Genomic DNA, 13,329 nt, shown 5'->3' with positions numbered 1-13,329 from the left:
AGTATATTGTATACCGATTATGCTGTGGCTTCAACCAAATATTGCTTTTCGCTTTTGCTATTTTCGGGCTGCTGCTCTCTCTCATTCGTCCAAGCATCCAATTATTGTATTCATATACTGCAAGGTGAGGCTGTTTCTTTCAACTTCATTCCTAGATAGGGAGGTGCTTTGGGGGAATTTGCAGACCCAAATACATGAGGGGGCATAATAGGAGATTCCCCTTTTATAAGGAAGTATAAGTTACCTTGGTAGAGTTGCAGTAAATATGAAAACTAGGACTAAAGAGATAAATTAATATATTAGGAATGGCTCAACTCTATTAAGTTTAACATCGAGCTATATAACGCGACAAAACTTGCTATGCCAGACAATTTGCATATACATTTCGCCTTATCCGTGTAAATATACTGAATTTAATTCCATTTTTTTACTATTATGAGCATTTGTCTTCTCTCATTCGCCCAAGCATGCCTCTCAAATATTCATATAATACGTAGTGAAACCAGGAAGTTTCAATTTTAACATGGGAGGGGTGAAATATTTTGGAGACTATAAAAGAACTATTAGAAGCTCTGTTAGACATGGATCCTGTTAAAATTGAAGTTAAACTCAGAAACGGAGACGAAATCACGTATAAAGGCGATCATGATGAAAAAGCGCTTATTAAGTGGTTGAAGAAATTAGGCTTTGATCACATAGCCGAGATAGAGTTCAAGTATGCAGATGGTGTAGAAGTCAAAATTAAGCTGCCGCATGGTGATTGTTAGAAAGCTGGAGTGGATGAAGATGACGAGAATTAAGTTTTTCAATTATTTATAGGAGGTGGCAAGTTTCTTGAGTATATATCAGAAGGTTATAGCAGTCATGGATTCATTAGATATTGAGGAAATCAAAGAAATTGAAGTGAAATATTTTAATGATGAAGAATTTGAATTGAAATTCAAAAAAAGTTGGGGCGAGGTTGAGAGAGAGGCAGCACTTGCAAGCTTCTTTTCTGCGATAGATTGGAGTCAAGTTAGAAAAGTTGAAATAGAAATGTATAACGGAACAGAGATCGAAATTAAAACGGATGGCGCATACCAGGGCGCACAAGGCCCACAAGGAACCCAAGGTCCGCAAGGAACCCAAGGTCCGCAAGGAACCACAGGGGTACAAGGAACTCAAGGCCCACAAGGAGCGAATGGAGTCCAAGGAGCTACAGGAGCACAAGGAACTCAAGGCCCACAAGGAACTCAAGGCCCACAAGGAGCGAATGGAGTCCAAGGAGCTACAGGAGCACAAGGAACTCAAGGCCCGCAAGGAGCGAATGGAGCACAAGGAACTCAAGGACCAATAGGTCCGCAAGGTGGTCCACAAGGAACCCAAGGACCACAAGGTCCGCAAGGAGTTACAGGAACACAAGGAGCTCAAGGCCCGCAAGGGTCTACGGGAGTTACAGGTGCACAAGGAACTCAAGGCCCGCAAGGAGCTACAGGAGCACAAGGAGCGGCAGGTCCGCAAGGAGTTACAGGAACACAAGGAACTCAAGGTCCTCAAGGAGCTAATGGAGCACAAGGAGCAGCAGGTGCACAAGGAACTCAAGGCCCTCAAGGAGTAACAGGAGCGCAAGGAGTTGCTGGTCCACAGGGAACTCAAGGTCCGCAAGGAGCAACAGGAGCCCAAGGAGCAACAGGCCCGCAAGGTGATACAGGAACACAAGGAGCATCAGGTCCACAGGGAACTCAAGGTCCACAAGGAGCAACCGGAGCCCAGGGGGCAGGAGCGCAAGGAGCTGCTGGTCCACAGGGAACTCAAGGTCCGCAAGGAGCAACCGGAGCCCAAGGAGCAACAGGCCCACAAGGTGATACAGGAGCCCAAGGAGCATCAGGTCCTCAAGGAACTCAAGGTCCACAAGGGGCAACCGGAGCACAAGGAGCAGGAGCGCAAGGAGCTACTGGTCCACAGGGAACTCAAGGTCCGCAAGGAGCAACAGGAGCCCAAGGAGCAACAGGCCCGCAAGGTGATACAGGAACACAAGGAGCATCAGGTCCACAGGGAACTCAAGGTCCACAAGGAGCAACCGGAGCCCAGGGGGCAGGAGCGCAAGGAGCTACTGGTCCACAGGGAACTCAAGGTCCGCAAGGAGCAACAGGAGCCCAAGGAGCAACAGGCCCGCAAGGTGATACAGGAACACAAGGAGCATCAGGTCCACAGGGAACTCAAGGTCCACAAGGAGCAACCGGAGCCCAAGGGGCAGGAGCGCAAGGAGCAACAGGTCCACAGGGAACTCAAGGTCCGCAAGGAGCAACAGGAGCCCAAGGAGCAACAGGCCCGCAAGGTGATACAGGAACACAAGGAGCATCAGGTCCTCAGGGAACTCAAGGTCCACAAGGAGCAACCGGAGCCCAGGGGGCAGGAGCGCAAGGAGCTACTGGTCCACAGGGAACTCAAGGTCCGCAAGGAGCAACAGGAGCCCAAGGAGCAACAGGCCCGCAAGGTGATACAGGAGCGCAAGGAGCATCAGGTCCTCAAGGAACTCAAGGTCCACAAGGTGATACTGGTGCCCAAGGAGCAGCAGGTCCACAAGGAGCAACTGGAGCGCAAGGAGCAACAGGAGCGCAAGGAGCAACAGGAGCGCAAGGAGCAACAGGAGCGCAAGGAGCAACAGGAGCGCAAGGAGCAACAGGAGCGCAAGGAGCAACAGGAGCGCAAGGAGCAACAGGAGCGCAAGGAGCAACAGGAGCGCAAGGAGCAACAGGAGCGCAAGGAGCAACAGGAGCGCAAGGAGCAACAGGAGCGCAAGGAGCAACAGGAGCGCAAGGAGCAACAGGAGCGCAAGGAGCAACAGGAGCGCAAGGAGCAACAGGAGCGCAAGGAGCAACAGGAGCGCAAGGAGCAACAGGAGCGCAAGGAGCAACAGGAGCGCAAGGAGCAACAGGTGCACAAGGAACTCAAGGTCCACAAGGTGATACTGGTGCCCAAGGAGCAGTAGGTCCACAAGGAGCAACTGGAGCGCAAGGAGCAACAGGAGCGCAAGGAGCAACAGGAGCGCAAGGAGCAACAGGTGCACAAGGAACTCAAGGTCCACAAGGTGATACTGGTGCCCAAGGAGCAGTAGGTCCACAAGGAGCAACTGGAGCGCAAGGAGCAACAGGAGCGCAAGGAGCAACAGGTGCACAAGGAACTCAAGGTCCACAAGGTGATACTGGTGCCCAAGGAGCAGTAGGTCCACAAGGAGCAACTGGAGCGCAAGGAGCAACAGGAGCTCAAGGGGCAACAGGTCCACAAGGAGATACAGGAGCCCAAGGGGCAACCGGAGCGCAAGGAGCAACGGGAGCGCAAGGTGCAGCAGGCCCACAAGGAGATACAGGAGCCCAAGGAGCAACCGGGTCGCAAGGGGCTACAGGAGCACAAGGTAGTCAAGGTCCGCAAGGCACAACTGGAGCACAAGGCGTAGCAGGATCTGGTGCAATAATCCCATTCGCGTCAGGGAATCCTACGACACTCACCACTATAGCGGGGGGATTAGTTGGTACTACGAGTCTCGTCGGGTTTGGAAACTCAGTTACCGGTGTATCCATTCTTGGAGGGGGAACAATTGATCTGACAGGAGCCGCTGGCACACTTCTCGACTTCTCATATTCCGTGCCACGCAGTGGGACAATTACTTCGATTGCTGCATATTTCAGTGTTACTGTAGCTTTGACTCTTGTTGCTTCATCAGTAACGATTACTGCACAATTATATCATTCGACAACGCCTGACAACATTTTTAGTCCAATCCCAGGGGCTGTTGTTACATTAGCTCCTGCACTTACTGGTGCAATTGCAATTGGGGCAATCAGCAACGGAATAACAACTGGATTGAATATACCTGTGAATCCTCAAGATCGGCACTTATTGGTATTTTCCGCTACAGCATCAGGAGTAACACTAATTAATACGGTAGAAGGCTATGCAAGTGCGGGTATAGCAATAAGTTAAACGTAAATGGTTATCTCTGTAAATTCCAGCGTTCACATTGTTATAACAAATAATGGGGCTCTCCCTCAGGTCTATGGCCTGATGGGTTTGCCCCATTTTTATTCACCTATAAAACACAGGAGCTTTGTGAATTTAATCCAAGGAAGCTAATATAGTTTCAATCCGCTTGATATCTTCTGCAAATTGCTCATAACCACTTACACGTTCAAGATAAGAGTGCAGAGCCATTTTGAATAAATCGTTCGTGTCAAGAAATCCGCCATCACGAGAAGCGATTATAATATCTAACCATTCGCTATACGCTTTTAGACCTAATGTATTGTTATTTTGATTTGGATGTCTTCGAAAATAACTAAGTGCTTCTGGAATATATACTGCCTTTCCTTTGGATAGCAGCAGCAACCAGGCAGCCATATCATTGATAAGAGAATACTGTTTCCCTTTGTATACTCCATACAGCTCGGTAAGATCTTTTTTTCTAAATAAGACGGTTGTCGGTTCACCGATGACATTGAGACAACGGGTTAAGGCAACGTCTCCCAGCAGCTTTCCGTCCATAATCCTTGTTTCATCATAAAGCTTGGCGGTTGCATAAATCGGAGGGAGAAACTGACCGGATTCATCGATGGTTTGCCGATAGGAAGTAACAAGTGTAATATTTTCGAATTCATTAAAAAAATAGATCATTTTCGCGATTTTTTCTTTATGAAAAACGTCATCATCCATCAAGTAATTAATATACTCTCCAGCTGCCAGATCAAAGCATTTATGCCAATTTTCAAGAAATAAATTCCGTTCGTTTTTATGATATTGGATCTGAGGAAATGATTCTAAATAAGGGATTATCATCTCGTGCACACGATCGTCCGTGCTATCATCGCAGATAATGATTTCGATATTGGGGTAGGTTTGCTCTAACACGCTGTCGATAGCTATTTGAAGAGTATTCGGTCGGTTATACGCAGGTATGACTACACTAACTAACGGAAGCCCCATATTAATTACTCCTTTCTATAATTTATTCGATTCGAAGCCATTGCCTGCTCCCAAAAACCTGCATTTATACAGCCTTTGGCCAGTAGATCCGAAGTATCTTATTGAATTCATGCAAATGTGCATTTATTTTTTCATTCTTAGCTGAACCAGAGCGTTTTCCATGAAAATTGCTGTACTTTTGCAGGTTTGTTCTCTCTACAGCAATTCCGGTAGGAAAATAACTGCGTTTTTGCAGGATTTTGTGAGGACTAATGGTCGGGGGAGGGTCAAGTACTGGTTTTGAGGTTGAGCCTCTATAATATAAGCATTGATCCTAGGTTTTATATGGACGAACCGTTTCTGATGCATGGTTAGCTTCTCACTTTACCTAAAATATATATGGATACCGCTTAGGCAATAGACTTCGGATAATAAAAATAATGTGGATATTCCTTGTAAATGAACACTCGTGACTTAGAGCTTGTAAGGAGTAATGTTTTCCACTATATTCCACATATATATATACCGATGTTCAAAATGAAATGATGATGAAGTAATGGATAATAGTAAAGGGGGTTGGCCATGGCATCGAATCATACTCCGCTTTTGACAGCTCATCTATTCGTTTCAGAGGAAATTTCTCGGGATGGATTAGAAGAAAGGATTGCGTTACTGACTGAAAGCGGCATTACTGTGAGGCTGTATGGACCTAATGAGGCTCTGTTGCATATAAATCCTAAAGATCCGCGAGTCTATGTTTCATTAGGAACGGATTGGAAGGAATTCACAACACTGAATGCCTTACCTATTCACGAGAGACAAAGGTGGTTGCATTACGGTTCCCCAGAAGAAATTAAACCGTCCGACTTATATTACTGTTGGCTCAAACGGACTGATCCTCTCCCCGAAAATAAACCAATCCTTCCGAACCGTTTTTCATCTGATTTTCCCTTAATATCCGTGTTCACAGCGAGCTACAAATCCAAAGATAAAATTCAGCGCCCGTATCGTTCATTATTGAATCAGACCTACTCGAATTGGGAATGGGTTATTGTAGATGATTCCGGAGATGAGGATGAAACATACAACCAAGATCTGCTTCCTTTAGAAGATCCGCGTGTAAGAAGGTATCGTCAGGATTCCCGTAATGGCTACATCGGGGCAACCAAACGGTATGCGGCCGGCTTATGTACAGGTGAAATTGTAGTAGAAGTGGATCATGATGATGAGCTAACTCCTGACTGTCTGCAGAAGATCGTGGATGCTTTTCAGCAACATCCTGAATGCGGGTTTGCTTATGGGGACTTTACAGAGGTGTATGTAGGGAGCAACAATGCTCACTGGTATGGTTGGGATTGCGGATTTGGATACGGTGTGTATTACCGGGTGTGGGTTCATGAAATGTGCCGATGGCAAAATGTGTTGAAGAATACGGCTATTAACAGCAGTACCATTCGTCATTTGGTCGGTTTACCGAATCATCCCCGTGCTTGGACGAGGGATTGTTACCATTTGATTGGAGGCCACCGCGAAGAGCTGTTAGTTGCAGACGATTATGATATGCTCGTTCGGACGTTTCTTTGCACAAAGTATGTAGAGATTCCGGATTTGCTTTATATCCAATATCGGAATGAAAATGGAGATAACTCTACGTTTCAAAGAAATGGACAGATTCAGATTCTCGTAAAAGAACTAAACCAGTTTTATGGCCAGAGAATTTCCGCAAGAGTGAAAGAGCTCGGTTTGCTCGAAGATTTACCATACAATCGGGTATGGGAGACATCGGTAGATAACCCTGCTAGGAAAACCGCGCATATCATTGATGAAAAGCTATCTAAGGTTTCAATTTTGTTTCCTATTCCCTATTCGAGTCCGATGGTTGAACATTCGCAATTATTTAAGACGCTTCAAAGGGGTGCAGAAACCAATTTCAATGAGGTAGAAGTAGTAGTAGTTGGCCGCATTCCTGCGGAGGTTGAGATCTTCGCATCGCAGGCGCCTCTAGGGGCCATCAGATGGTGGCCGATGGAGCTGAATGATTCATTAGAAGCTTGTATTCAATATGCCAAGTTTTGCTCCTCATGTAAGGAAAAAGTAGTAGTGCTGCCCTGAATATCTAAAAATGATAACAATAACGTGGAAAAAAAAGGCGACTATGCCCCGAAATTGAATCGGGACATAGTCACTTTTGATTCCAAAGCTTATAGAGGTGGCTGCAGTTTGTCCCGGTAAAGTCTAAAGATCATTAGGCTCATTTCTTGTGAAGGACGTTGTTGATCCGGTACTAGGTCAAGACTTTGCTGAATCATTGCCAACTGGTCGTTGACATAGTTAATGAATTGTACATACTTATCAGTTGAACTCATCGGGGCAGTTGTTTCTTTGTGGTTAGTTTCAGAGTTATCCGAATCACTTAATATAACGATGTCTTTTAATTTATTGTAAGTGGCTTCATTGTTATCGGCAATGGGGGAGTTGACGATTGCCGTAGGGTGAATGACAATGCCCCAACGGTTGTTTTTCAGTTCATTTTCGTACATAAGCGTGTTTGGCCCTAATATGTAGAACCCTGAGCCGTTGATCTGACTAAACGTTACATTATTCATCATTGCATTATGTGAGCCATTGTAGATAGTCACACCATCGAAGCCATTCGCACTTAATCCATTATCAACGATCCAATTATTACTTCCGTAAACGGATATACCCCCGAAGGTATTGGTTGTTATCTTATTTTTCCATATGAAATTGTTAGTTGAGTTAAGTCCAATCCCATGCAGTCCGTTCATTTCACATGAATTTTCCAAGAGGCGATGGCAGCCGCCATCATGCACAAAAATCCCGGTTTGAATGTAGTTTTTAATTTTAAATCCACATATCTCCACGTCCGAGGTATTATCCAGGATAAAGCCATTAGAAAGCAAGCTACCTCCTTCCAGAACAGCTTCGTACTTGTCATCTGCAACGATGCGAATAGAACTGCTTGTAACATGTACGACTTCTTTATATACCCCTCTATGAACCAGTACAACATCACCTGGCTGCGCAGCGTTTACGCCCGACTGGATCGTCGACTGATCTAGGGGAACACGTATGACAGCCATTAGAATCACCCCAAAGCCTCATCATAGTATTTATTGTTATGTTTTATATTAATTCCTCCAGCTTCAGATAGCTCGCTGGATTCTGCATTTTTTGTTGCACTCTTACCACTAGTTTATTCCGTAAACAGCAATATGGTTACTAAACGGAGGTCAGTTTCTGAATTTAGGCATAGTTACTTTAAGGTTAGTACGGATTGACCGGATGCATTTTTCGGAATACAATAGGGGTGATTAGCACCGTAAGATTGGAAATGAATGCGTATTCATTGGAGGAGCTGTATGTTAGAACGATGTGGGTTGTATGTTCCAAGTAGGCGAGGCCTCTAAATGACACAGATTAAGAAGCTCGGATTATTCGCCATAACTTGGCCATTATTTATCGAATCCTCTTTGCAGATGTCGATGAGGACAGCGGATACGTTCATGGTCAGCCATGTATCGGATGCAGCGGTAGCCGCTGTAGGTGTTTCCAACCAATTGATTATGTTCACATTTTTGCTGCTGCAAGTAATATCTGCCGGTTCTGCAATCGTTATTTCACAGTATTTGGGCGCGAATAAGCCGGATGATGTTAGAAGGTTTGCGGCTGGTGCGATAACGCTTAACTTTCTTTTCGGGCTGATGATTAGCGCTATTATGGTAGTGTTCAGCAGGCCATTGCTTGGTATGTTCGGGTTGGAGCTTGATTTGCTTGCCCAGGCCCAAATGTATTTGTCTATTGTAGGTGGAGTCTTATTTATTCAAGCCGTAAATTTGACGATTTCTGCGATTACTCAGGTTCATGGTTACACCAGGTACACCATGCTGGTAAGCATTGGAATGAACCTTCTTAACCTGGCGGGTAATTATTTATTCATTTTCGGGCCATGGGGATTTCCTAAGCTGGGGGTTCCAGGTGTTGCGATCTCAGCTGCGATTAGCCAATGTCTGGGGCTTATTGTATATGTGTTCATATTACATAAGGTGGTCAAATTGAATTTGGGCTTGAAGGACCTGGTGAAATGTAAAGTCGAACATATGAAAAAGATACTGGGAATCGGCGTTCCTACAGCCGGCAACCAATTATCTTACGCTGCGAGCCAAATTGTGACGACTTATTATATTACATCGCTTGGAGCGGAGATGCTCTCAACCCGTATTTATACCCAGAATATTATGTATTTCATTATGGTGCTTTCCATATCCTTGGGCAGGGGGACACAAATCATTATCGGGCGTCTTGTCGGTGCAGGGGAGAAAGAGGCGGCATATCGGCAATTGTTCAGAAGCTTGGGGCTGAGCTTGCTGCTTTCGATGGGATGTGTCACGCTGATTGTCTTTTTTAGAGAGAAGCTGCTCAGCCTGTTTACAAGTGATCCTAAGATTATTGCATTAGGAGCAGCTCTGCTTACAATGGGGTTTATGTTGGAGCCTGGCAGATGCTTGAATATAGTTATTGGAGAAGCCCTTCGGGCGTCAGGAGATGCGCGTTTTATCGTCTTTACGGGTATTTTTGTCATATGGGGAATGTGTATTCCGTTAACCTATCTCATGGGGATCCATTTCGCGTATGGACTTATCGGGATATGGGCAGTGTTCATTCTTGATGAATGGGCACGGGGATTAATTCTGTTATATCGATGGAAAAGTCGAGCATGGGAAAAGAAAGTATTGGTTCAACCGGATAAAAAGGGTGCTCATGCACCGATTTAGGAGAGTACTAGGGAGAAAGACTGCAGCGGCAGTGCTTCTCACGGAACATGAATGTAGAGGGTGTCCAGCAGGTTGTATTTGACCTTGCTGAGACACCCTCTCTGTATAGATTTGCGAATCAAATCTATCAGAGCATAATCATTTCGTAAAAGGTTCGATCACCTATAGTGAAGGATTATTGCATATATCCATGATTTCAGCCTTAAGTCCTTGGCGTAAATCTATTTTGGGCTCGTAGCCCAGCAGCGACTGTGCTTTACTGATATCTGCCCATGTATGACGGGGCTCACCATAGGCTTTGCCCATATATTGACGATCCGCTTTTGTACCGAATATCTCCTCGATGATGGATATGCACTCTAAGACTGAAGCACGTTCTTTGCCGCCAATATTAATCGTTTCACCTATTATCCCTTCGGCTGTGGCGGCTGCAGCAACGGCTGTAACGCAGTCCTCTACGTAAGTAAAGTCACGAGTTTGATTGCCGTCCCCGTAAATAGTAATGGGTTTATTTTGCAGAATGTGATTAATAAATCGATGAAAGGCCATATCTGGACGCTGTCTTGGTCCGTACACGGTGAAAAATCTTAAGATGACAACGGGAATGTTATCGTTATGAGCATAGACCTTGCATAGCTGTTCACCTGTTAATTTGCTGACCCCATAGGGGGAAAGAGGTTCTGTAGAAGCTGATTCGCTTACTTGGCCTGTTTTTTCACCATAAACCGATGAAGTCGATGCGTAGATGAATTTTTTGACAGGGAATTGGCGGCAGCCTTCAAGCAAATGCTGAGTAGCTTCGATATTATTCCTAATGTAAGTTTTAAAATCTTTTCCCCAGCTCGACCGCACCCCAGGTATCCCTGCCAAATGGTAGACGACATCGATATTTGGAAGTAGATTCTCCCAGTTGATTTTCAATAGATCTTGTTTAATAAAAGTAAACCTGGGATGTTGGAGGATACGAGATAGATTGTATTTTCTTGCCTTCACAGGTGTAGAGGATTTGATGTAAGCATCCAATCCTATGACGTTATTATTTTCATTCTGAAGCAGTCGCTCACAAAGATGAGAACCGATAAACCCTGATGCGCCTGTTACTAGTATATTCAATGAAGATGCCTCCCGATACCATAGTAGTGATAGCCAAGAATCGTCATCTGGTTGCCATCCAGAACGTTCCTTCCGTCAAAAACGAAATGCTGGTTCATTAAAGCTTTGAGTCGGGTCCAGTCTGCTTTCTTGTAATGCTCCCATTCCGAGCATAGTATAATGGCGTCACACTGCTCTAGTGCTTCTTCCAATAGATCAACCTGCAGCAATTGTTCAGACAGCAGGTCGGGGGGCAGCTTGGCAGCAGGATCGTGGACTCTGATCGCAGCGCCGCTTTCGAGCAAGTGCTCAATGATAGATATGGAGGGAGCTTCCCTTAAATCATCCGTATCCGGCTTGAACGAAATGCCAAGAATGGCAATCTTTTTATCCCGAAAGGTGCCTAATTTCTGCTCCCAAATCTTCAAATAATGTGAATATTGGGTCTGATTGACGTGGATAACCTTTTCAAGAATACTCAGCTCGGCCCCATACTGTTTAGCCATATAGAGCATCGCATTAATGTCTTTTGGAAAACAAGACCCCCCGTACCCAATGCCGGCTCTTAAGAAATGCGGGCCTATCCGATGGTCCATTCCCATCCCTTCAGCAACATCGGAAATATTCACTTCGATGTTCTCGCATAACCTTGATAATTCATTGACATACGAAATTTTTGTTGCAAGAAATGCATTTGATGCATATTTGATCATCTCCGCGGTTTTCGGCTTTGTAACGAAAAAGGGAGATTGTATTTTCTCATATAAGGTTTTCATTACATCAATCGCATGATCACTTTCGCAGCCAATGATAATTCTGTCAGGGTGAAGCGCGTCATGCAAGGCAGAGCCTTCCCGAAGAAATTCCGGATTGGAAACAACATCGAACGGAACCGGGACTGCTTGAGCGTTTGCGATCCACTGCGATAATTTATGATTAGTTCCTATGGGAACTGTGCTTTTGACAGCAATAAGCTTATATTCTTGCATATACCGGCCAATGCTTTCTGAAGCTTGGCGAATAAATTGAAGATCCGCATTTCCGTCTCTATCCGAAGGAGTACCCACACAAAGAAAGATTATGTTACTGTCGCGTACAGCCATCTCAGGTTCGGAGGTGAAGCGGATTCTGCCCGATTGGAGATGCTCCCGCAATAACGTATTTAACCCCGGCTCATAGAAAGTAAGCTCGCCTTGAGATAACGATTGTATCTTATTTTGATCTGGATCAAGTCCGGTTACATTCCACCCAAGCTCCGCAAATACCAGACCTGTAGTTACGCCGACATATCCTGTACCCATGATTAGAATGTTCATCCGTGAGACCCTCCAGTGTTTTGAACGAAAATGGACTGTGGGCTTATAATCGCATTAGATATAGTTTCCAAACTATGTGTGAGTTGGGACCCATCGAGTAAAATACTATTTTCAATCGTACATTTCTCCAGTCTTGTATGGGGGCCAATGGTCACATAGGGGCCTATGACACAATCTATTAATTCACTATCAGTTTCAATTAATACTGGAAAGATAAAGGTGCAGCCCTTATGCCGATCATCGATGGTAAGCTGCCCAGCATCGTCTAGGAGCTGCAGCATCCATCGATTGGCTTCAAGCCAACGTTCCATAGTACCGACATCCGAGTAGTTTTTTTCCGTAACTTGATAGGCTACAGAATATCCTTTATGAATCATCCATTGAATCGCATCCGTAATTTCATATTCGCCTCTAGCTGAAGGAGAGATCGAATGAATAGCTTCGAATATGGATGGTTTAAAGGCATACGCACCGAGAATGGCGAGATTAGATTTGGGTATGGCGGGCTTTTCCTCTAACCCAATAATCTGATTTTCATGGACCTCAGCGATGCCAAAGTCACGTGGGTTCGATACTTTTCCCAGTAAAATTGCCGCATCACGGTTATCCTGAAGAATAGAGTGGCATAACCCCTCCAGAGATTGAGTTATTAAGTTATCTCCCAGCAGCAGAACGAATGAATGATTATTCAGATAGGTTTCAGCATGTCTTACCGCATCGGAAATGCCTAAGGATACATTCTGATAGATATAGGTAATTTTTACACCCCAACGCTCCCCTAAACCAACTTCTTCCATAAATAGAGCCGAATGATCCGGACGTATAACAATGCCAATCTCGTAAATCTCCAATTCAACAAGCTTTTCGATACAGTAGTAAATAATGGGTTTATTCGCTACGGGAAGCAGCACTTTGGGTTTGTGATTGGAAAAGGGTTGGAGCCTTGTGCCCTTGCCAGCACAGAGAATTAATCCCTTCATAAGTTTTTACCTCCTTGTCTATATGAAGACATTATTAATTTATGATGAAATTTTTTAAGTGTAAGGGCGATTATCAGCTAATAGGGAAAATAATCCGCTATATATGTGCTTTCTTTCTTGGAAATTAATATATCCGCTTATCTACTCTATCAACGGCCTATAGCATGATGTTTAGGAAATTCATAGTATGGATGGAAACCTGAAAAG

General features: G+C 44.8%; 9 protein-coding genes. 4 read left to right on the top strand and 5 right to left on the bottom strand.

The annotated features are described in order from the left end of the window. Window positions 1–542 precede the first annotated feature (542 nt). Window positions 543–767 (top strand): hypothetical protein, encoded by a 225-nt coding sequence (locus ACFQ0C_RS02635; protein ID WP_379363708.1) that lies wholly within the window; start codon window positions 543–545, stop codon window positions 765–767. Window positions 768–834: 67 nt separating this feature from the next. Then, on the top strand, window positions 835–3,963 hold the full coding sequence (locus ACFQ0C_RS02630) for an exosporium glycoprotein BclB-related protein (RefSeq protein WP_379363706.1): 3,129 nt from the start codon (window positions 835–837) through the stop codon (window positions 3,961–3,963). Window positions 3,964–4,095: 132 nt separating this feature from the next. Here the strand turns inward: ACFQ0C_RS02630 and ACFQ0C_RS02625 are convergent, their stop codons facing one another. Then, window positions 4,096–4,959 (bottom strand): glycosyltransferase family 2 protein, encoded by an 864-nt coding sequence (locus ACFQ0C_RS02625; RefSeq protein ID WP_379363704.1) that lies wholly within the window; start codon window positions 4,957–4,959, stop codon window positions 4,096–4,098. Between the two features lie 561 nt (window positions 4,960–5,520). Between ACFQ0C_RS02625 and ACFQ0C_RS02620 the strand changes: the two genes are divergently transcribed. Next, window positions 5,521–7,050, top strand: coding sequence for a glycosyltransferase (locus ACFQ0C_RS02620; RefSeq protein ID WP_379363702.1), 1,530 nt, complete (start codon window positions 5,521–5,523; stop codon window positions 7,048–7,050). Between the two features lie 89 nt (window positions 7,051–7,139). Here the strand turns inward: ACFQ0C_RS02620 and ACFQ0C_RS02615 are convergent, their stop codons facing one another. Further along, window positions 7,140–8,042, bottom strand: coding sequence for a right-handed parallel beta-helix repeat-containing protein (locus tag ACFQ0C_RS02615; protein ID WP_379363700.1), 903 nt, complete (start codon window positions 8,040–8,042; stop codon window positions 7,140–7,142). Window positions 8,043–8,369: 327 nt separating this feature from the next. Between ACFQ0C_RS02615 and ACFQ0C_RS02610 the strand changes: the two genes are divergently transcribed. Beyond that, window positions 8,370–9,734, top strand: coding sequence for an MATE family efflux transporter (locus tag ACFQ0C_RS02610; protein ID WP_379363698.1), 1,365 nt, complete (start codon window positions 8,370–8,372; stop codon window positions 9,732–9,734). A gap of 162 nt (window positions 9,735–9,896) precedes the next feature. Here the strand turns inward: ACFQ0C_RS02610 and ACFQ0C_RS02605 are convergent, their stop codons facing one another. Genes ACFQ0C_RS02605 through ACFQ0C_RS02595 form a run of 3 tightly spaced genes read right to left on the bottom strand, consistent with a single transcriptional unit; the run spans window position 9,897 to window position 13,122 of the window. Then, the gene (locus ACFQ0C_RS02605) at window positions 9,897–10,847 is read right to left on the bottom strand and encodes an NAD-dependent epimerase/dehydratase family protein (protein ID WP_379363696.1); all 951 of its coding nucleotides are present in this window, start codon (window positions 10,845–10,847) and stop codon (window positions 9,897–9,899) included. After that, the gene (locus ACFQ0C_RS02600; protein WP_379363694.1) at window positions 10,844–12,142 is read right to left on the bottom strand and encodes a UDP-glucose dehydrogenase family protein; all 1,299 of its coding nucleotides are present in this window, start codon (window positions 12,140–12,142) and stop codon (window positions 10,844–10,846) included. The genes ACFQ0C_RS02605 and ACFQ0C_RS02600 overlap by 4 nt, the downstream gene beginning before the upstream one ends. After that, window positions 12,139–13,122: a sugar phosphate nucleotidyltransferase gene (locus ACFQ0C_RS02595; protein WP_379363692.1), complete on the bottom strand. Its 984-nt coding sequence runs from the start codon at window positions 13,120–13,122 to the stop codon at window positions 12,139–12,141. The genes ACFQ0C_RS02600 and ACFQ0C_RS02595 overlap by 4 nt, the downstream gene beginning before the upstream one ends. Window positions 13,123–13,329: the final 207 nt, after the last annotated feature.

The organism is Paenibacillus sp. GCM10027630 (assembly GCF_042676305.1).
GTDB lineage: Bacteria > Bacillota > Bacilli > Paenibacillales > NBRC-103111 > Paenibacillus_S.
This window is presented reverse-complemented; position numbering and strand designations above follow the sequence as displayed.

Bases quoted from the DNA above. Each gene is read 5' to 3' on its own strand.
- ACFQ0C_RS02625 (WP_379363704.1), bottom strand. From the start codon at position 4,959: ATGGGGCTTCCGTTAGTTAGTGTAGTCATACCTGCGTATAACCGACCG.
- ACFQ0C_RS02620 (WP_379363702.1), top strand. From the start codon at position 5,521: ATGGCATCGAATCATACTCCGCTTTTGACAGCTCATCTATTCGTTTCA.
- ACFQ0C_RS02615 (WP_379363700.1), bottom strand. From the start codon at position 8,042: ATGGCTGTCATACGTGTTCCCCTAGATCAGTCGACGATCCAGTCGGGC.
- ACFQ0C_RS02610 (WP_379363698.1), top strand. From the start codon at position 8,370: ATGACACAGATTAAGAAGCTCGGATTATTCGCCATAACTTGGCCATTA.
- ACFQ0C_RS02600 (WP_379363694.1), bottom strand. From the start codon at position 12,142: ATGAACATTCTAATCATGGGTACAGGATATGTCGGCGTAACTACAGGT.
- ACFQ0C_RS02595 (WP_379363692.1), bottom strand. From the start codon at position 13,122: ATGAAGGGATTAATTCTCTGTGCTGGCAAGGGCACAAGGCTCCAACCC.